At 73.5% G+C, this 17,587-nt stretch carries 12 protein-coding genes; 1 reads left to right on the top strand and 11 read right to left on the bottom strand.

The features are described 5' to 3' along the window. Positions 1 to 98 precede the first annotated feature (98 nt). The 10 genes from ABD841_RS11180 to ABD841_RS11135 all read right to left on the bottom strand — a co-directional run bounded on the left by ABD841_RS11180 (position 99) and on the right by ABD841_RS11135 (position 11,492). The gene (locus tag ABD841_RS11180) at positions 99 to 365 is read right to left on the bottom strand and encodes a hypothetical protein (RefSeq protein WP_344970375.1); all 267 of its coding nucleotides are present in this window, start codon (positions 363 to 365) and stop codon (positions 99 to 101) included. A 67-nt stretch (positions 366 to 432) separates the two neighbouring features. Then, complete coding sequence (locus ABD841_RS11175) at positions 433 to 1,284, bottom strand: helix-turn-helix domain-containing protein (protein ID WP_344970373.1); 852 nt, start codon at positions 1,282 to 1,284, stop codon at positions 433 to 435. 152 nt (positions 1,285 to 1,436) lie between these two features. Next, a complete protein-coding gene (locus tag ABD841_RS11170; RefSeq protein WP_344970372.1) occupies positions 1,437 to 1,643 on the bottom strand; it encodes a hypothetical protein in 207 nt (68 codons plus the stop codon). A gap of 166 nt (positions 1,644 to 1,809) precedes the next feature. After that, positions 1,810 to 2,838 (bottom strand): phosphotransferase family protein, encoded by a 1,029-nt coding sequence (locus ABD841_RS11165; RefSeq protein WP_344970370.1) that lies wholly within the window; start codon positions 2,836 to 2,838, stop codon positions 1,810 to 1,812. Between the two features lie 178 nt (positions 2,839 to 3,016). Beyond that, positions 3,017 to 4,864 (bottom strand): acyclic terpene utilization AtuA family protein, encoded by a 1,848-nt coding sequence (locus ABD841_RS11160; RefSeq protein WP_344970368.1) that lies wholly within the window; start codon positions 4,862 to 4,864, stop codon positions 3,017 to 3,019. Between the two features lie 125 nt (positions 4,865 to 4,989). After that, entirely contained in the window at positions 4,990 to 5,802 is an 813-nt protein-coding gene (locus ABD841_RS11155) for an enoyl-CoA hydratase-related protein (protein WP_344970367.1), read from the bottom strand. Then, a complete protein-coding gene (locus ABD841_RS11150; protein ID WP_344970365.1) occupies positions 5,799 to 7,892 on the bottom strand; it encodes an acetyl/propionyl/methylcrotonyl-CoA carboxylase subunit alpha in 2,094 nt (697 codons plus the stop codon). Before ABD841_RS11150 ends, ABD841_RS11155 begins: the two co-directional genes overlap by 4 nt. 9 nt (positions 7,893 to 7,901) lie before the next feature. Then, positions 7,902 to 9,434 carry an acyl-CoA carboxylase subunit beta gene (locus ABD841_RS11145; RefSeq protein ID WP_344970487.1) on the bottom strand — a complete coding sequence of 511 codons (1,533 nt, stop codon included), beginning with the start codon at positions 9,432 to 9,434 and terminating at the stop codon, positions 7,902 to 7,904. 47 nt (positions 9,435 to 9,481) lie between these two features. Continuing rightward, positions 9,482 to 10,114 (bottom strand): TetR/AcrR family transcriptional regulator, encoded by a 633-nt coding sequence (locus tag ABD841_RS11140; protein ID WP_344970364.1) that lies wholly within the window; start codon positions 10,112 to 10,114, stop codon positions 9,482 to 9,484. 214 nt (positions 10,115 to 10,328) lie between these two features. Then, entirely contained in the window at positions 10,329 to 11,492 is a 1,164-nt protein-coding gene (locus ABD841_RS11135) for a PrsW family intramembrane metalloprotease (protein ID WP_344970362.1), read from the bottom strand. Positions 11,493 to 12,068: 576 nt separating this feature from the next. On the opposite strand from ABD841_RS11135, the gene ABD841_RS11130 reads away from it, so the two are divergent. After that, positions 12,069 to 15,572, top strand: a complete 3,504-nt coding sequence (locus tag ABD841_RS11130; RefSeq protein WP_344970360.1) for an ATP-binding protein — start codon at positions 12,069 to 12,071, stop codon at positions 15,570 to 15,572. A gap of 48 nt (positions 15,573 to 15,620) precedes the next feature. Here the strand turns inward: ABD841_RS11130 and ABD841_RS11125 are convergent, their stop codons facing one another. Then, a complete protein-coding gene (locus ABD841_RS11125; protein WP_344970359.1) occupies positions 15,621 to 17,480 on the bottom strand; it encodes a serine/threonine protein kinase in 1,860 nt (619 codons plus the stop codon). Positions 17,481 to 17,587: the final 107 nt, after the last annotated feature.

Raw genomic sequence — 17,587 nt, 5'->3', positions numbered from 1 at the left:
GTCACGGCGGGGACCCGGGAGGCCGCTGCCGCGTGCCGTGGGCGGCGCCTTCGGCCCGGCGGCCCGCTTGGCCCGGCCGCGGCGGGACCGCCCGCGGGTCAGTTCCGGGTGGGCAGGGCCGCGAGCAGGAAGGCGAGCCGGGCGGCGGCGTCCTCGATGTTGTCGGCGGAGCCGAGCCGGTAGCCCCACGACGTGATGAAACCGCCGTCCTGCGAGCACGTCACGGTCTCCATCAGGGTGTTGCTGAAGCGGTTGCGTACGCACACGTAGGCGGGGTCGCCGAACGAGATCCGCTGTACGGCCAGATCCGCGTGGGGCCGTACGGCGGCAACGAACCTCTCCAGACAGGACAGTGCGTCCAGCATCGTGCGTCACCTCCGTCCCGACAGAGAATTGCACGATCTTGGGACGCTAATCAAGCAATTGCGATTTTTAGTCCCCCGGTTGTGCGGCGAAATCGTGGAGTACACGGACGATCACGGACCGGGCGTCCTCGCGGAAGGCCGCGACCGCGCAGAACTCCTCGAAGGCCCGCGCGTAGAAGGCGACGTCCTCGGGGTCGCGCAGGAGCAGGTCCCTGGTCCTGGTGGGCACCCTGACGTGGTCGTCGTCGTAGATCCAGAAACCGTTGAGCAGCGCCGAGGGGAGGGGTGTCTCGAAGGGGACCACGCCGAACTCCACGTTGGGGAGCGCGGTCACCGCCAGTAACCGGTCGAGCTGCCCCCGCATCACGTCCAGCGGGGCCAGCCGGTAGCGCAGCACGGCCTCCGGCACGATGAACCTGAACCGCCTGCTCTGGTCGTAGAGGATGTCCTGGCGCTGCATGCGCACCCGGATGGCCGCGTCGATCTCGTCGGGTGCCTGGTAGAGGCGCTTGATCCGGGTGAAGACACTCCGGGCGTACTCGGTGGTCTGCAGCAGGCCGATGACCACGCCCGGTTCGAAGGCCCGCAGCAGCGTGGTCCGCGCCTCCATGTCGCGGATGTCCTCCTGGACCGCGGCCAGGCCGCTGCGGTGGCGCTGCCGCCAGGAGTCCTGACGCTCCAGCAGTCCGGAGGCCTGCTCCACCAGTTCCTCGACCACGTCGGGGGCGGCCTGCACGGCCTGCGCCCACTGGGCGATGTCCTCCTCGGTGATGGTCTGGCGGGCGTTCTCGATCCGGGAGACCTTGGACGCCTGCCACTTCAGCCGCTCGGCCAGATCCTTGCCCGACAGGTGGGCCGCCTCGCGCAGGTGCCGGAGCCGCACGCCCAGGTCGATCCTGGCCTGCTGGAACCCGCTCACCCGATCTCCCCGGCCCGTCGCGCGGGCCGGACGTCGCGGCCTTCGCCCGCCCGTCCGCCTGCCGCGATCATGTCATCTCCCGCATGGTGCGCAAGACGCTAGACCCCAAGGCGTGGATCAAGCCAGAGGGCACTCCGAATCGTGACCAATAGTTACGGAATCACTCTTCGGGCGATGTCTACCAGCAGTTCCCTGGGGACCTCCACGGCGGTCTCGCCGTCCAGGACGTGGCGCAGATCGGCCAGGGCCGCCGGGTCGGTCACCTGGAGGCCCTGGACCACGACGGTGCCGCGGTCGGTCTCGTAGAGGGAGGGGCAGGCACCCGCCTCGGAGGTGGAGCCCAGGAACCGCAGGCGCATGACTGATCCTTCCCCGAACCAGGCCCGTGGTGCAATTGCGAGCAATCCTAGAGCTCGGGAGGTTGCACGGTGGTTTCAAACACGAAATTACGCATATTTCGCCCTGGGTGTCGGGCGGTCGCGGGAGCGCGGCCCGGAGACCGCCGGCCAGGCCGGAGGCGGGCCTTCACATGAAGGTCCGGGCGCGGGCGAACAGGTTCAGCGTGATCGAGTGCAGCAGGTCCCCGATCTCCTTGGGAGCCTTGCCCGCGCAGGCGCGGGCGTGGGTGCCCTCCAGGACGATGCCGAGCTTGAAGCAGGCCAGCACCGTGTACCAGTCGACGGCCGACAGGTCGCGCTCCGACAGCGCCGCGTAGCAGGCGACGAGCTCCGCCGTCGTGGCCAGGTCGGTGACGCCGCCGTACAGCACGCTCGTGCCGTCGGGGGAGGGCCAGGTCGCGAGCAGCCAGCCGAGGTCCACCAGCGGGTCGCCCACCGTGCACATCTCCCAGTCGACGATCGCGGCCACCCGGGGGCCGTCGCAGGCGAACATGAGGTTGGCCAGGTGGTAGTCGCCGTGCATGATCCCCGGTGTGAAGTCGCGCGGCCGGTTCCGCTCCAGCCAGGCGGCCGTCTCCTCCAGGCCGGGGATGTCCGGCCCGGGGTAGCCCTCCAGTGCCGCGTAGCCGTCCAGTTCGCCCATCCAGCGGGGCACCTGCCGCTCCAGGAACCCCTCCGGACGGCCGAACCCGTCCAGCGGGCGGTGGTCCACCCTGCCCAGGTCGGCCAGGGCCGAGGCCGCCTCCAGGCCCATCCGGTGCCGGATCGCGGGGTCGCTCGCGTGCGGCTCGGGCAATCCGACGGTGGCGTTGAAGCCGTCGACCGGCTCCATGAGGTAGAAGACCGCGCCGCCCATGACGCTCTCGTCCGCGCAGGCGGCGACGAGGCGGGGCGCGGGGACCGGGGTGTCACGCAGCAGCGCGAGCACCCGGGCCTCCCGGCGCAGCACCTCGTTGCTCCGGGCCCGCAGGTGCAACGGGGGCCTGCGGAGCACGTACGCCGCGCCGCCCCGCTCGAAGCGCACCATGATGTTCTGCGTGCCACCGGCCACCGGCGTGATCTGCTCGAACGGCCCACCGGGCAGCCCTTGCGCGTCCATCCACGCGCCGAGCACGTCGAAGTCGATCGCGGTGACGTCGATGTGCGGGGAAGACATACACCCACCTTAACCGAATGATGTTCTAGTGTGGGTGAATCTACGGCCCCCGCCCGCGGCGGTCAACAGCGCCCGCCGCGGCGTTCCCGGGACGCCCGTGAGCCCGAGCCCCCGAGCGGCCCGGACGCCGGATCCGGCGGAGACGGCGAAGACGGCCGGTGGCGCCGGGCTCAGGGGGTCACAGCAGGTCGCGGGGGATGTCGGCGGTCCGGGCGCGCAACTCCTCGCCGAGGGCCTTGGCCTGGGCGTCGAGGCGGGGGTTGGCGGCCACGCCGCGCCCGAGGAGGCCGTGGACCACGAAGTTGAGGGCGAGCAGATTGGGCAGCTCGAAGCGCTCGACCCTGAGCCCGGCGGTGGACGGCAGCAGCTCCGTCAGGCGTTCGGCCGTCAGGTAGGCGGCCAGCCACTCGAACTGCCCGGCCGTGCGGACCCAGACTCCCAGGTTCGCGTTGCCTCCCTTGTCGCCGGAGCGGGCGCCGACGATCGAGCCCAGCGCGGCCCGCACGGTCCCCACGCCTCCGGTGGCCCGCTCCCCGCTCCCGGCCCGCCCCTCCCGCCCACCGGGTCCCGGCGGGGCACCGGTCACGTCGGGGGAGGGGCCGGTGTCCGCGGGGTGTTCGAGGCCGCTGCCCTCACGCGGTGCCGGGACCGCGGGGCCCGGACCGGCCCCCGGCGTCCCCGGGACGGTCGCGGGCCCGCCGCCCTCCCGGCCCGCCCCGGCGGTGCGGCCCCCGCCGTCCCCCGGGCCGGCGGGGAGCTCCCGGCCGTCGAGCCACACGCGCGCCCGCACGCTCTCCGCCGGGACCAGCGTCGGCCAGTAGATCCCGTACGGTGTGGCGTCCCCGGGAGGGGTGAGGCCGTAGCAGCCGGGGTAGCCGGCCAGACCCGTCTCGACCACCGCGGAGGAGAACGCGCGTCCCGCCTTCCTCCGGTCGGCGTCCATCACGGTGATGCGCAGCAGGGCCGTCCCGCCGAGCGGGGTGAGCTCCACGTGGACCTGGTCGAAGGAGTCGCGGGGGACGCGGGCCCAGACGGCCTCCTGGGCGAGCTCGGCCTTGGCCTCGATGTCCAGTCCGGTCAGGACCAGGGTCATGGTGTTGCGGTAACCGCCCGGGTAGGTGACCGCGACCTTGAGGGTGTCGGGCGGGGCCTCGCCGCGCACCCCCGAGATGCGGACCCGGTCCGGCCCCACCTGCTCCAGGCGGATCGTGTCGAAGCGCGCGACCGCGTCCGGGCCCGGGTAGCGGGGCGAGCCGATCTCGTACAGCAGCTGTGCCGTGACGGTGCCCACCGAGACCAGCCCGCCGGTCCCGGGATGTTTGGTGACCACGCTGGACCCGTCCGCCGCCAGCTCCACCAGGGGGAACCCGCAGTGCGCCAGGTCCGGCACCTCGCCGAAGAACGCGTAGTTGCCGCCGGTCGCCTGGCAGCCGCACTCGATGACGTGCCCGGCGACCATCGACCCGGCCAGCGCGTCGTGGTCGTCCGGCCCCCAGCCGTACCGCCAGATGCCCGGCCCGGTGACCAGCGCGGCGTCGGTGACCCGGCCGGTCACCACCACGTCGGCGCCGGCGGACAGCGCGGCGGCGATGGGCCGCCCGCCCAGGTACGCGTTGGCGGTCAGCGGCGCCCCCGGGAGTTTCTCGCCGGTGTCGAGGTTGACCGCGTCGCCCATGTCGTACCCGGTGAGGTCGTCCCCGGTGACGTGCGCGATCCGGGCGCGCAACCCCAGCCGCGCGGCCAGCTCGGCGACCGCCCCGGCGCACCCGGCGGGGTCGAGCCCGCCCGCGTTGGAGACGATCCTGATACCCCGGTCCAGGCACGTCCCCAGGACCTCCTCCAGCTGCGCGAGGAAGGTCGGCGCGTAGCCGGGACGGCCCTTGAGCCGGTTGCCCGCCAGGATCAGCATGGTCAGCTCGGCGAGCCAGTCGCCGGTGAGCACGTCGATCGGGCCGCCCTCCACCATCTCCCTGGCGGCCGAGAGCCGGTCGCCGTAGAAGCCGGAACAGTTGGCCACGCGCAGCATCAGGTCTCCTCGGGGTTCGGCAGGCGCGCTCTCACGCCTGCCCGGAGTTCGGGTCCGGGTGTCGCGCCCGCCCGGGGGCCGGCACGCGCGCTCTCACGCCCGTCCGGGGTCCGGTGCCCGCGGTGTCATGCCTTCTCCGGAGCGGGAACCCACGAGGGGAGCCGCTTCTCCATGAAGGCGGCGATGCCCTCCTGCCCCTCGGCGGAGGTGAAGCGCCGGGCGGACAGTTCGGCCATCTGACGCATGCCCTCCTCCACGCTCAGCGCCGGCACGGTCCGCACGAGCTGCTTGGTGAGCGCCAGCGCCTCCGGGCCACCGCGCAGCAGCATGTCGGTGTAGTGGGCGACCGTCGCGTCCAGCTCCTCCTCGGGCACGGCCCGGGTGAGCAGGCCGATCTCCTGGGCGCGGGCGGCTCCGAAGGTCTCACCGGTGAGCAGGTACTCGGCCGCGGCGCGCGGGTCGAGCCGCCGCAGCACGGTCACCGCGATCATCGCGGGCACCACGCCGAGCCGCACCTCGGTGAACGCGAACGACGCCGTGTCGGGGGCGATCGCGAAGTCGCAGGCCGCGACCAGGCCCAGGCCGCCGGCGCGCGCGGTGCCGTTCAGGCGGCAGACGACCGGCTTCGGGCTCTCCCAGATCAGGCTCATGATCTCCGGGAACGAGGCGGTCACCGGCGCCTCGTGCGCGCCGGCCGGGGCGACGCGCTGCTCCTTCAGATCGGCGCCCGCGCAGAACACCGGACCGGTGCCGGTGAGCACGATCACCCGCACGCTCTCCTCGGCCAGCGCCCAGTTGAGCCGGTCCTCCAGGTCACCGAGCAGCCGCACCGAGAGCGCGTTGCGGTTGCGGGGGGAGTCGAGAGTGATCGTCGCGACCCCTCCGGACACCTCCTTGTGCACCAGGCGCTCCACCGGCCAACCTCCGTCGCTTCTCATTCTCGCTCCTCGATCACGGCCAGCACGGCCCCCGCCTCGACCTGGCGGCCCGGCGTCACGTTCAGCGCGGACACCGTGCCCGCGACGGGAGCGGCGATCCGATGCTCCATCTTCATCGCTTCGAGCACCACGACCACCTGGCCCGCGCCGACGGCCTCGCCGGCTTTGACGTCGACCCGCAGCACCGTACCGGGCATGGGCGCCAGCAGGGAGCCCGCGAGCACGTGTTCCGCCGGTTCGGGGAGGCGGGGCAGCGGCGTGAGCCGCACCGGGCCGAGGGGGGAGTCGACGTGCGTCACCCCGTCGTACCTGGCGACGGCGAAGCGGTGCCGCAGGCCCGAGGTCTCCAGGACGACCAGCGAGGGCGCCGCCTCGACCAGCTTCGTGTCCGGGAACCCCTCGGCCCGCAGCCCGTCCCGGGTGATCCGGTAGGCGACCTCGGCCTCCGCGAAGGCGGCGCGTTGCGGCTGCGACACCACGTTGCGCCATCCGCTCGGCAGGCCCGCCTGCGCGGTCGCCGCCGCCAGGTTGGTCGCCGCCTGCGCGATCGCCGCGGCGAGCGCGGACAGCTCCAGCGCCCCGGGACCGGCGCCCGTGCCGTCCCCCCGCCCGGCGCTCGTACCCTCCCGCCGCCCGGGGCCGCCGCCTTCCCACCCGGCGGGCGGGGGACCGGCCGCGTCCCCCCGCCCCGTCAGGGCGTGCTCGTCGAGGAAACCGGTGTGGGTCTCGCCCGCCCGGAACGCCGGGTGACGCAGGACCTCGACCAGCAGGTCCCGGTTGGTGACGGGGCCGTGGATCCGCGCGCCCGCCAGGGCCGCGGCGAGCATGCGCACGGCGTCGTCGCGGGTCGGCCCGTACGAGACGAGCTTGGCGAGCATCGGGTCGTAGTGGACGCCGATCTCCGAGCCGTCCTCGACGCCGGAGTCCAGCCGCAGGCCGTACCGGCCCGGGGGCGGGGCCTCGAAGCGGGAGCGCACGCCGGGGATCTCGAAGCGGTGCAGGACGCCGCTCTGCGGGAGCCAGCCGCGGGACGGGTCCTCGGCGTAGAGCCGTACCTCGACGGCGTGCCCCGACGCCCCGGGTGGCGCCCCGGGCAGCCGGGCGCCCTCGGCGATCCGCAGCTGGAGCTCGACGAGGTCGACGCCGTGGACGCACTCGGTCACCGGGTGCTCCACCTGGAGCCGGGTGTTCATCTCCAGGAACGCCACCGTGTCGTCCTTGACGAGGAACTCGACCGTCCCCGCACCGACGTAGCCGATGGCCCCGGCGGCCGTGACCGCCGCCTCGCGCAACCGCTCCCCGACCGCGGGGGAGATCCCCGGCGAGGGGGTCTCCTCGATCACCTTCTGGTGCCGCCGCTGGATCGAGCACTCCCGCTCGCCCAGCGCCCACACCGTCCCGTGCGCGTCGGCGAGGATCTGCACCTCGACGTGCCGGGCACCCTCCAGCAGCGGCTCGACGAACACCGTGCCGTCCCCGAACGCGGACGCGGCCTCCCGGCGCGCCGACTCGACCGCCTCGGGCAGGTCGTCGGTCAGCCGCACCACGCGCATCCCGCGCCCGCCGCCGCCCGCCGACGCCTTCACCAGCAGGGGGACGGCCCACCCGGACGCGGGCCCGCTCATCCGCGTGAACACGGTGTCGAGGTCGCGCTCCAGGTCGTCCATCGAGTAACCGGGCCCCGCGGTGAAACCCGGGAGCACCGGGACCCCGGCCGCGGCCATCAGCGCCTTGGCCTCGATCTTGGAGCCCATCGCGGCGATCGCCTCCGGAGGCGGCCCCACCCAGACCAGGCCCGCCTCCAGCACGGCCCGCGCGAAGCCGGCGTGCTCGGACAGGAAGCCGTAGCCGGGATGGACCGCGTCGGCGCCGGACGCGCGGGCCGCCGCCACGATCCGCTCCACCGACAGGTAGGTGTCGGCGGGGGTGACGCCGGGCAGTCGCACGGCGTGGTCGGCCTCGGCCACGTGCGGCGCGCGGGCGTCGGCGTCGGAGAAGACCGCGACGGTCCCGATGCCGAGGTCGCGGCAGGTGCGGAAGACGCGCCGGGCGATCTCACCCCGGTTGGCGACGAGAAGACGGCCGATCACGGTCAAGGGTCACATCCGGAAGACGCCGAAGCCCGAGGGCTCCGGGGCGGGGGCGTTGTTGACGGCCGACAGGCACAGGCCCAGGACCGTCCGGGTGTCGCGGGGGTCGATCACCCCATCGTCGTAGAGGCGGCCGGACAGGAAGAACGGCAGCGACTCGGCCTCGATCTGCGCCTCGACCATCCGGCGCATCGCCGCGTCGGCCTCCTCGTCGTAGGCCTGCCCCCGGGCCTCGGCGGCGGACCGGCCGACGATGGACAGCACCCCGGCGAGCTGGGCGGGTCCCATGACGGCGGACTTCGCACTGGGCCAGGAGAACAGGAACCGGGGGGCGTAGGCCCGCCCGCACATGCCGTAGTTGCCCGCGCCGTACGAGGCGCCCATGACGATCGTGATGTGCGGGACGGTCGAGTTGGACACCGCGTTGATCATCATGGCGCCGTGCTTGATGATGCCGCCCTGCTCGTAGTCCTTGCCGACCATGTAGCCGGTGGTGTTCTGCAGGAAGACCAGCGGGGTGCGGGTCTGACCGGCGAGCTGGATGAACTGCGCGGCCTTCTGGGCTTCCTGGCTGAACAGGACGCCCCGGGCGTTGGCCAGGATCCCGACCGGGTAGCCGTGCAGCCGGGCCCAACCGGTCACCAGACTCCCGCCGTACAACGGCTTGAACTCGTCGAACTCGCTGCCGTCCACGATTCGCACGATCACCTCGCGCGGGTCGAACGGGATCTTCAGATCCTCCGGCACGATGCCCAGCAGCTCGTCCTCGTCATGGAGCGGATCGCGCGCGGGCCGGGGCACGGTGCCGAGCCTGCGCCAGTTCAGGCTCCGGACGATCCGCCGCCCGATCCGCAGCGCGTCGTGCTCGTCGGCGGCCAGGTAGTCGGCCAGGCCGCTGACGCGGGCGTGCATCTCGGCGCCGCCCAGCGACTCGTCGTCCGACTCCTCCCCGGTGGCCATCTTGACCAGTGGCGGCCCGCCGAGGAAGACCTTCGCCCGCTCCTTGACCATCACCACGTGGTCGCTCATCCCGGGCACGTACGCCCCGCCGGCGGTGGAGTTGCCGAAGACGAGGGCGATCGTGGGGATCCCGGCCGCGGACAGGCGGGTCAGGTCGCGGAAGATCCGCCCGCCGGGAATGAAGATCTCCTTCTGCGTCGGCAGGTCCGCCCCGCCGGACTCCACCAGGTTGACCAGCGGCAGCCGGTTCTCCAGGGCGATGTCGGCCGCCCTGAGGGTCTTGCGCAGCGTCCACGGGTTGGACGCGCCGCCCCGCACGGTCGGGTCGTTGGCGACGATCACGCACTCGACGCCCTCGACCACCCCGATCCCGGTGACCACGCTCGCCCCCACGGGGAACTCGCTGCCCCACCCCGCCAGCGGCGACAGCTCCAGGAACGCCGAGTCGGGGTCGACGAGCAGCTCGATCCGCTCCCTGGCGAGCAGCTTGCCCCGCCGCCGGTGCCGTTCGACGTACTTGCCGCCGCCGCCCGCGACCGCCTTGGCGTGCTCGGCGTCGAGCTCGGCCAGCTTGGCGAGCATGGCCTCGCGCCGGGCGAGGTAGTCGTCCCCGGAGACGTCCAGTCGGCTCACGAACCCGCTCCCTTTGTCGACGCGGGCGTCAGGCCGATGGCCCGTGCCCAGAGGGTGGAGAGCATGGCCACGGCGGTCCGCTCGTCCGTCCGCTCGCCGAGGTCGAGCCAGACGTGGGCGAAGTGCTCGACCATCCCGCCGAGCATGACGGCGGTCAGCCGCGGGTCCAGCGACGGATCGGCCAGGCCCTGCTCCTGCAGGCGGCGCAGCCCCTCCGCGCCCCGCCGCACGAAGACCTCGCGCAGCTCCAGCAGGAGCCCGCGGAAGCTCTCGTCGCCCGTCGCGGCCTGCTCCAGCATCCGTACCAGCCGGGAGTTGGCCGCCCAGGCGCGCAGGTAGAGCAGGTTGGCGGCTTCGATCCTGGCGTACGGGTCGTCGGGGACCGTGGGCCCGACGACGCTGGCGGTGAACATCTCGCCCACCACCGCGGCCGCCACCTCGCGGAACAGGTCCTCGCGCGAGCCGAAGTAGGTGTAGAAGGTGCCGTGCGACACCCCGGCCCGCGCGCAGACGTCGTCGACGCGCACGGCCTCGTAGCCCCGCTCCTCGAACGCCTCCCGCCCGGCCTGGACGAGCGCCGCCCGCGTACGCCGGCCCCGGCTGCTCAGCGCCTCCGACTTGACGATCACGTCAGTTACGGTAGTCCACGACCCGTCCGCCCGCCAGAGCCCGCACGCATGTTCCGGCCCACCGGGGAGCCGCGACGCACGGACGGCACGTCAGCGGACCGCACGACGCCCGCGGCGGCCGTCGGCCTGCCCGCCGGAATCGCGATCGGGACCGCCCCGGACGCCGTGCGGCCGGTCGGCCGCACGGCGTCGCGGAGACCTCGGCAGCCCCCGGTCACGGCCGCGGCTGCGAGAGGACATGCGGCACCAGGCTCGCGCGGGAGCGCGCCATGACCGCCAGGAGGGCGTGGCGCTCGTCGGCGAAGTCCGCGGGCTCGCGGTCCTCGCGTTCGGCCCGCTGGTAGAGTATGGCCAGTTCGGTCGCGGCCTGCTGGTAGTCGGACATCGCGTCGCCCATCCCGACCCGCCTGGCCCATCGCCGGGCCCGCCTGCGGGTGCGCAGCGAACCCAGCATGCCGATGTCCTCGGCGGTGATCAGCCCGGTCGGCACGTACACCCGCAGGTCCCGGCCGATCCTGGTGACCAGCCGCTGGCGCTCCCAGACGGTGACCGTGACCAGCCCGCCGGTGACGACCATGCCCAGCAGGTAGACCCCGCCCAGCGCGGCCGGGGAGTTCAGCGCGGCGGCCCCGTTCCACATGCCGTGCAGCACCACGGCGCCCGCGTAGCCCAGCGGGACGGCCAGGAAGCGGCCCCTGCCGCGGGTGGTGACCGCGTAGGCGACGCCGAGCCCGATCATCGAGGTGGCGAGCGGGTGCAGGAGCGGTGTGAGCACGCCCCGCATCACGAAGGTGGCCACCGTCGCCGCCGTCCCGGCCACGTTGAACGCCGCGGAGTAGTAGAGGACGTTCTCCACGGCGGCGAATCCCAGGGCGACCATGGAGGCGTAGACGATGCCGTCGGTCGGCCCGTCGATCTCGTGCCGGCACCGCCAGAGCAGCCACAGCAGCGCGGCGCCCTTGGCCGCCTCCTCGACCATGGGCGCCACCGCGACCATGGTCGCCGTCCGCGCGTCCTGCGGGCCCATCCCGGCGGCGGCCACCGCCGCCTCACCGGCCAACTCCAGTCCGATGGAGACGACCACCGCGATCCCCGCCCCCCACACGAAGGCGAAGAAGAGGGTGAGCCGAGGCTCCGGCTCCAGCCGGTCGAGCACGAGCACGGCGGCGAGCAGGATGGGCAGGGGCGCCAGCCCCAGGGCGACCGACAGGCCGAACCCGTCGCCGCCACTGCTCATCAGGATGAACCCGAGGGTCGCCAGGGCGCAGAGCCCGGAGACCGCCAGACCGATGATCAGTCCCTTGCTCGGGCGGGCCGGCGGCACGCGCGGGTGGGTCTTCGCGGCCCGCGGGACGGCCGCCGGTTGCGTATATGTCATCGTCGTCTCCTTGTGGTCATTTCCGGCGGAGGCGGTCGCTCTCGCTGGAAGGACCTCCACCGTGACCCGGCCCGGTTGACGACGGCTTGCAGCACACGATCGCGATTAACGCTCTGACCTGCGGATATGCCTCAGAGGGTGGGTGTCGGAAGGAGCCCGGAGGACGAGGGCGGGCTCGCCCCGCCCGGCCGCGGCCCCGTTCCCCGGCGGGCGACCCCGGGGGACCGCCCGGTAAGCCACATGAAAGCGGGTTACAAGCGGCAGCCGCCGCGCCGGCCGACGTCGTGACCGGCTTGAAGACCTTGTCGGTTACGTGAAACGGCCCTGCCGGCGGACCGGCACCCGGTCCCGCGGGACGTGGAACGAGTCACCCGCGGGAAGGAGCGTGGATCACCCCGCCGATGGACGAGCGCCGACACGGCCGCCCTCTACCATTTTCACCGCGGGGGTGACGTCATCGGGGAGAACGGCCCCTGAGAATCCTCCCGCACGGCGTTACCGACAGTATTCGCTACACGGTTGAAGGACGGTCGACCGCGACGGTCCTGACGGCTGTGCCGAGGTCTAGGTGGTTCAGTGGAGTTCCGGGTTCTCGGCCCCGTGGAAATCTACGACGACGGAACCCCGGTCGATCTCGGTGGCCGGCGTCCGCGCGCAGTGCTGGCCCGGCTCCTGATCGCCCGGGGAGCGGTGGTCTCCACCGACACTTTGATCGAAGACCTGTACGACGGCGCGCCTCCGCCGAGTGCCCTGTCGACCCTGCAGTCGTACGTCTCCAACCTGCGCCGGATCATCGAGCCGGGGCGGAACCCGCGCACGCCGCCTCGGCTGCTCATCGGGCGGCCGCCCGGCTATCTGCTGGCCACCGGCGACGTCGACGCGCTCCGCTTCACCGAGTTGGTGAACCGCTCGGAGTTCGGGCCGCCGGGGCAGGCGCTCACCTGCCTGGACGAGGCGTTACAGCTCTGGCGCGGGATGCCCTACGGCGAGTTCGGCGACGAGACATGGGCGGTCACGGAGGTGAACCGCCTGCGCGAGCTGCGCCTGGTCGCGATCGAGCGGCGGGCGCAGGCCCTCCTGTCCCTCGGCCGCCCGCAGGTGGTGATCCACGAACTGGAGGCCGAGACGGCTGCCAACCCGCTGCGCGAGCGGCTGTGGTGCCTGCTCGCGCTCGCCCTGTACCGCACCGGCCGCCAGGCTGACGCGCTCGCCGTACTGCGCGGCGTCGGCACCATGCTCACCGACCAGTTCGGCCTGGATCCCGGCCCCGAACTGCGGGCCCTGGAGAACGACATCCTCCAGCAGGTCGAGTCGCTCGATCCTGTCAACGTCACCGCGAGGCTCGCACCTCCCGAGCCCTCCCCGCCGCGGCGGGTGCTGCACGGCAGGGAGAGACAACTCGCGGAGCTGAAGAGGCTGCCGGTCAGGGCGGCGGCGAGCGGCGTGGCCATCGCCGCGGTGAGCGGCGAGCCGGGCATCGGCAAGACCTCCCTGCTGGAGGCCTTCCGCGACCACTGCGCCGACCTGGGCCACCTGGTGCTCTGGGGACGATGCCACGACACCGAGGGAGCACCCCCGCTGTGGCCGTGGCTTCAGGTGCTGGGTGTGCTCGCCCAGCACTGCCCGCCGCCCGACCGGACGGCCCTGGCCGGCCTCCTGGACGACCGGGCGCCCTCCGGGCCGGCCGAGGGGGCGCTGCTCCGCCGGAACCAGGCCATCGCCCAGTGGCTTGCCGCGGCCTCGCGGAACCAGCCCCTGGTGATCGTCCTGGACGACCTGCACTGGGCGGACCCGGCCTCGCTCGATCTGCTCAGAGACGTGATCGTCCTCACCGGCGGACCGGTGGACAGCGCCGCTCTGACGTTGGTCACCGCCTTCCGCGACATGGGATTCCACCGCGGGGCCGCCCACGGGACCGTGCTCCGCAACGGCACGACCGGCCTGTCGGTGGACGAGCTGCTGGGCCGCCTGGTCGGCTACGACCTGCTCCGCCTGCGTCTCACCGGCCTGGAGGCCCACGAGGTACGGGCCGTCGCGACCGAGATGGGCGCGGACGTGGACGAACCGACGGCCCACAAGCTCACCGCGCGTACCGGCGGGAACCCGTTCTTCGTCCGCGAGAGCGTCCGGCTGCTCGCCCAGGGGCACGCGCTGAACACGGTGCCCGACGCGGTCGCGGAGCTGGTCCGCCTGCGGCTCGGCACACTCGGGCCCGAGGTGGGGGAGGCCCTCAGGACCGCCGCGGTGATCGGCCGGGACTTCGACCCCGCGATCGTCGCGGAGATCTGCCGCGGTGAGGCGTACGACCTGCTGGACCAGGCGGCCCAGGCCGGGTTGCTCATCCCTCGCGACGGCCGGATGACCTTCGCCCACGACCTGGTCCGTGAGACTCTCGTGCGGGACATCCCGCCGCTGCGCAAGGCGATGATCCACCGTGAGGTGATGGCCGCTCTGTCGGCCCGGCCCGGCAGTGACGTGGCCGTCATCGCCCACCACGCGGTCGAGGCCGGTCCGGCGGCGTACGGCGAGGCGGCGCGTTGGGCCCAGGAGGCGGCCGAGCAGGCGAGTCTGCGCCTGGCCTACGAGGAGGCGGCCCGGTGGTGGGGGGCGGCGATCAACGCCCATGACGTCTCCGGGGGAGACGCGGTCGATCATGTGGAGTTGCTGCTGCGGCAGGTCCGCGCCCTGCTGGAGGCGGGGGACCCGATCGGCGCGCGGCAGGCGCGGGCGAAGGCCGTGCAGGTCGCCGATCGGGCCCGGACGAGGCCGGAGCCGGCCGTCCGCGCGCTGACCGCGCTCGACGCCCCCGCGCTGTGGACGCTGCGCGATCCGTACAAGGCGGTGGAGCCGCGGCTCGTGCACCGTTTCGAAGCCGCGCTGCGCGAGCTGCCCGAAGGGGACAACCCCGAGCGGGTCCGGTTGCTGGGCGGCCTGGCCCAGGAGCTCTACGACGGGACCGGCGATCCGCGCGGCCACGCCCTGTCGGCCGAGGCCGTCGCGATGGCCCGCCGCCTGGACGATCCGCACCTGCTGATGTGGGCGCTCAACGCGCGCCACCTGGCGCTGCCCCAGCCCCAGCGCATCCCCGAGCTGGTGGACATCGCCGACGAGCTGTACGATCTGGCGCTGTCCACCCGGGCGGCGGGCTTCGAACTGCTCGCTCGCATGCTGCACACCCACAACAAGCTGGAGCTGTTCGACCTGGCCGGTGCCGACGAGGCCGCCGCGCGCTGCGACGCCCTGCTGGAGCGGATGCCGCTGCCGTGGCCGCGCTTCCAGCACACCCTGTGGCGGGCCAACCGGCTCGCCCTGGACGGCCGGTTCGACGACGCCGAGGCTCTGTACGATCAGGCCGAGGCCCAGGCCGAACGGCTCGGCGTGTGGCACGCCAGGCAGTCGGTGGTCATGGGGCGCATCGGCCTGCACTGCCAGCGCGGCACCATGGCCGAGATCGGTCCCCTCGCCGACGTGATCGCCGGTGTCCATCCCACCATGGGCCATGACGCCCGGGTGCTGTACCTGTGCGCGCACGAGCGCGTCCGGCAGGCCCGGGATCTCGCCGGTGAGCGCCGGCCGGTCCCGCCGTCCGACTGGTCGTGGCTCTCCGCGACCTGCCTGCGGGGCGCCGCCCAGGCCGCCCTCGGCCGCCGGGACGAGTGCCGGACGACCTACGCGACGCTGCTGCCCTACGGCAGACGGATCTCGGCGCTGTCCGCGGTGATCTGCGTGGGCCCCGTCGACTGGTACCTGGCCCTGCTCGCCGCGGCCGCCGGTGATCACCACGCCGCCCGCCGGCACCTGACCACGCTGGAGCGGCTCGCGGACCGCAACGGGCTCACCTGGTGGCGTGACCGGGCCAGGGCCGCGGCGCGAACGTCGCCCGCGCACCCGGCGGATTCGGCGACCCGCCGAACAGGCGGTGAGCCGTCCGGCGCGGACAGGACGTTTCCTCTGGCGGTGCCCGGCGACGGCTCCGGATGCCCGAGCCGGGTCGGTTCCGACCTGGCCCAGCCGGCCCTGCCGCACGAGAACCTCGCCACGATCTGCTCCTGGACGACCGCCGGGGCCGCCGGCCGGTGAACCGGTGGCGGACCGGGCGGTCGGCGCCGCACCCGGGGATTCGCCCCGTCAGCCGCAGTGGCTCCAGCCGCTCTTCCACGACAGGGAGCCGTGCGAGCCGCCCCAGATGACGCACTTCCTGGCGGCGGAGAGCCGGACGGGGCCCGCGTACGAGGTGAAGTTGCCGGGGTTGCTCCCGCTCGCGCCGCCCTGCACCTGGAGGATCGCGTTCATCGAGATCCTCCCGGGGATCACGTACTTGGACATCGTGACGACGCAGTTCTTGCCCGCGCCGGAGTTGTAGAGGAGGTAGATGGTCGCGACGCTGCCCAGGGCGTGGGAGTTGACGACCTTGTAACCGCTCCCGCACACGCCGGTCGCCGTGTAGGGGTTGGGCTTCTGCGTCGCGCTCGTGGGCTTCGGGGTCGGTTTGGCGGTGGTGGTCGTGGGCTTCGGGGTCGGTTTGGGGGTGGTGACCGTGGGCTTCGGGGTCGGTTTGGGGGCGGTGACCGTGGGCTTCGGCGCCGGTGAGGGCGCGACGGTGGCGCTCGGCTTCGAGTCCGCCGGGGGTGTGGAGCTCCGCGAGGGCTTCCCCTCCGGTTCCCGGGTCGGTCGTCCCGTACCGCGGCCCTGGCCGTTCGCCGACTGCGCGGAGGACCGCGCCGTCCACCGGGACGCGCCGGGCGTGACCGCCACGGCCTTCTCCACGTCCTCGGACGCGGTGGGAGTGGGCGACCCCTCCGCGCTCGCGGGCGGGTCGTCGGGGACGAGCGTCGGGTCCGGTTCCGCGGTGCCGGCGGGGGGAGCGGTGAGCGCCGTGGCGGCGGCCCGCGAGGCCGCGGCCTTCTCGTCGTTCTGCAGGACCACCGCGGCCCCGGCGGCCACGGCGAGCGCGACCACCCCCGCCACGCCGGAGAGCAGGAGCCCGACCGGCCGGCGGGCGCGCCGTTCCTCCTCGCGGGGCTCCCGGTCCTCCTGCCGGGCTCCGCCGTGCGGCCGGTCCTGCCGCGGCATGTCCGGGTGCCGCCCGGCGGGGTGCGCGGTGTCCGGGTGCGCGACGCCGGGCTGCGGCCCGGCGGGCGCCGGGGGAGCGCCGGGGGCCTGGCTCCGCGCCGGGGCGGTGGGGGTGCCGCCCATCAGGGTGTTGACGAGCTGCTCCGCGGTGGGACGCCGGGCCGGGTCCTTCGACAGGCAGGCGGCGACCAGGTCCCGCAGCGGCCCCTCCAGACCGCCCAGGTCCGGCTCCGCGTTCAGGATCCGGTTGATCACGACGGGGATCGAGTCCTGGCCGAACGCGGGCGTGCCGGTCGCGGCGAAGACCATCGTGACGCCCCAGGCGAAGACGTCGGCCGCGGGGGTCACCTCGCCGGGGCCGAGCTGCTCGGGGGCGAGGTAGGACGGTGTCCCCATCATCGTCCCGGTCGCGGTCATCCCCGGCGAGTCCAGCGCCCTGGCGATGCCGAAGTCGATCACCACCGGGCCCTCGGGGCCCATCAGCACGTTGGCGGGCTTGAAGTCGCGGTGCAGGATGCCCGCCCGGTGGATCGCCGTCAGCGCGGTGGCCGTGCTGATGGCCAGGCGCTCCAGCGCGGCACCGCGCCGCGGCCCCTCCTGGTCGACGAGTTGGCGCAGGGACGGGCCGGGGACGTACTCGCTCACGATGTACGGCTGGCTGCCCGCGAGGTCGGCGTGGAGCACCGGCGCGGTGCAGAACCGGGCCACCCGCTGGGCGACCGACACCTCGCGCAGGAAGCGGGACCGGGCCTCGGGGTCGGAGGTGAGGCCGTGGTGGAGGAGCTTGACGGCGACCTGCTCGCCCGCCGGCCCTCGCCCGAGGTAGACGACGCCCTGACCGCCCTCCCCGATCCGCCCGGTCAGTTCGAACGAGCCCAGGCGTCGCGGATCCTCCGCCGTGAGCGGCTGTGCCACGATACCCCCCGGACGAAACCTGACTAATGGTTTATGTGGTGCAGAACGCTACCAGTGTGAGGAAGGGCGTGAACCTTCATGGAGGCGCGGTAGCGGCCGAGGCCCCC

Source organism: Streptosporangium fragile (assembly GCF_039534445.1).
Lineage (GTDB): Bacteria > Actinomycetota > Actinomycetes > Streptosporangiales > Streptosporangiaceae > Streptosporangium > Streptosporangium fragile.
This window is presented reverse-complemented; position numbering and strand designations above follow the sequence as displayed.

Coding starts and splice junctions, on each gene's coding strand:
- ABD841_RS11180 (WP_344970375.1), bottom strand. CDS start 365: ATGCTGGACGCACTGTCCTGTCTGGAGAGGTTCGTTGCCGCCGTACGG.
- ABD841_RS11170 (WP_344970372.1), bottom strand. CDS start 1,643: ATGCGCCTGCGGTTCCTGGGCTCCACCTCCGAGGCGGGTGCCTGCCCC.
- ABD841_RS11165 (WP_344970370.1), bottom strand. CDS start 2,838: ATGTCTTCCCCGCACATCGACGTCACCGCGATCGACTTCGACGTGCTC.
- ABD841_RS11160 (WP_344970368.1), bottom strand. CDS start 4,864: ATGCTGCGCGTGGCCAACTGTTCCGGCTTCTACGGCGACCGGCTCTCG.
- ABD841_RS11155 (WP_344970367.1), bottom strand. CDS start 5,802: ATGAGAAGCGACGGAGGTTGGCCGGTGGAGCGCCTGGTGCACAAGGAG.
- ABD841_RS11145 (WP_344970487.1), bottom strand. CDS start 9,434: ATGCTCGCCAAGCTGGCCGAGCTCGACGCCGAGCACGCCAAGGCGGTC.
- ABD841_RS11135 (WP_344970362.1), bottom strand. CDS start 11,492: ATGACATATACGCAACCGGCGGCCGTCCCGCGGGCCGCGAAGACCCAC.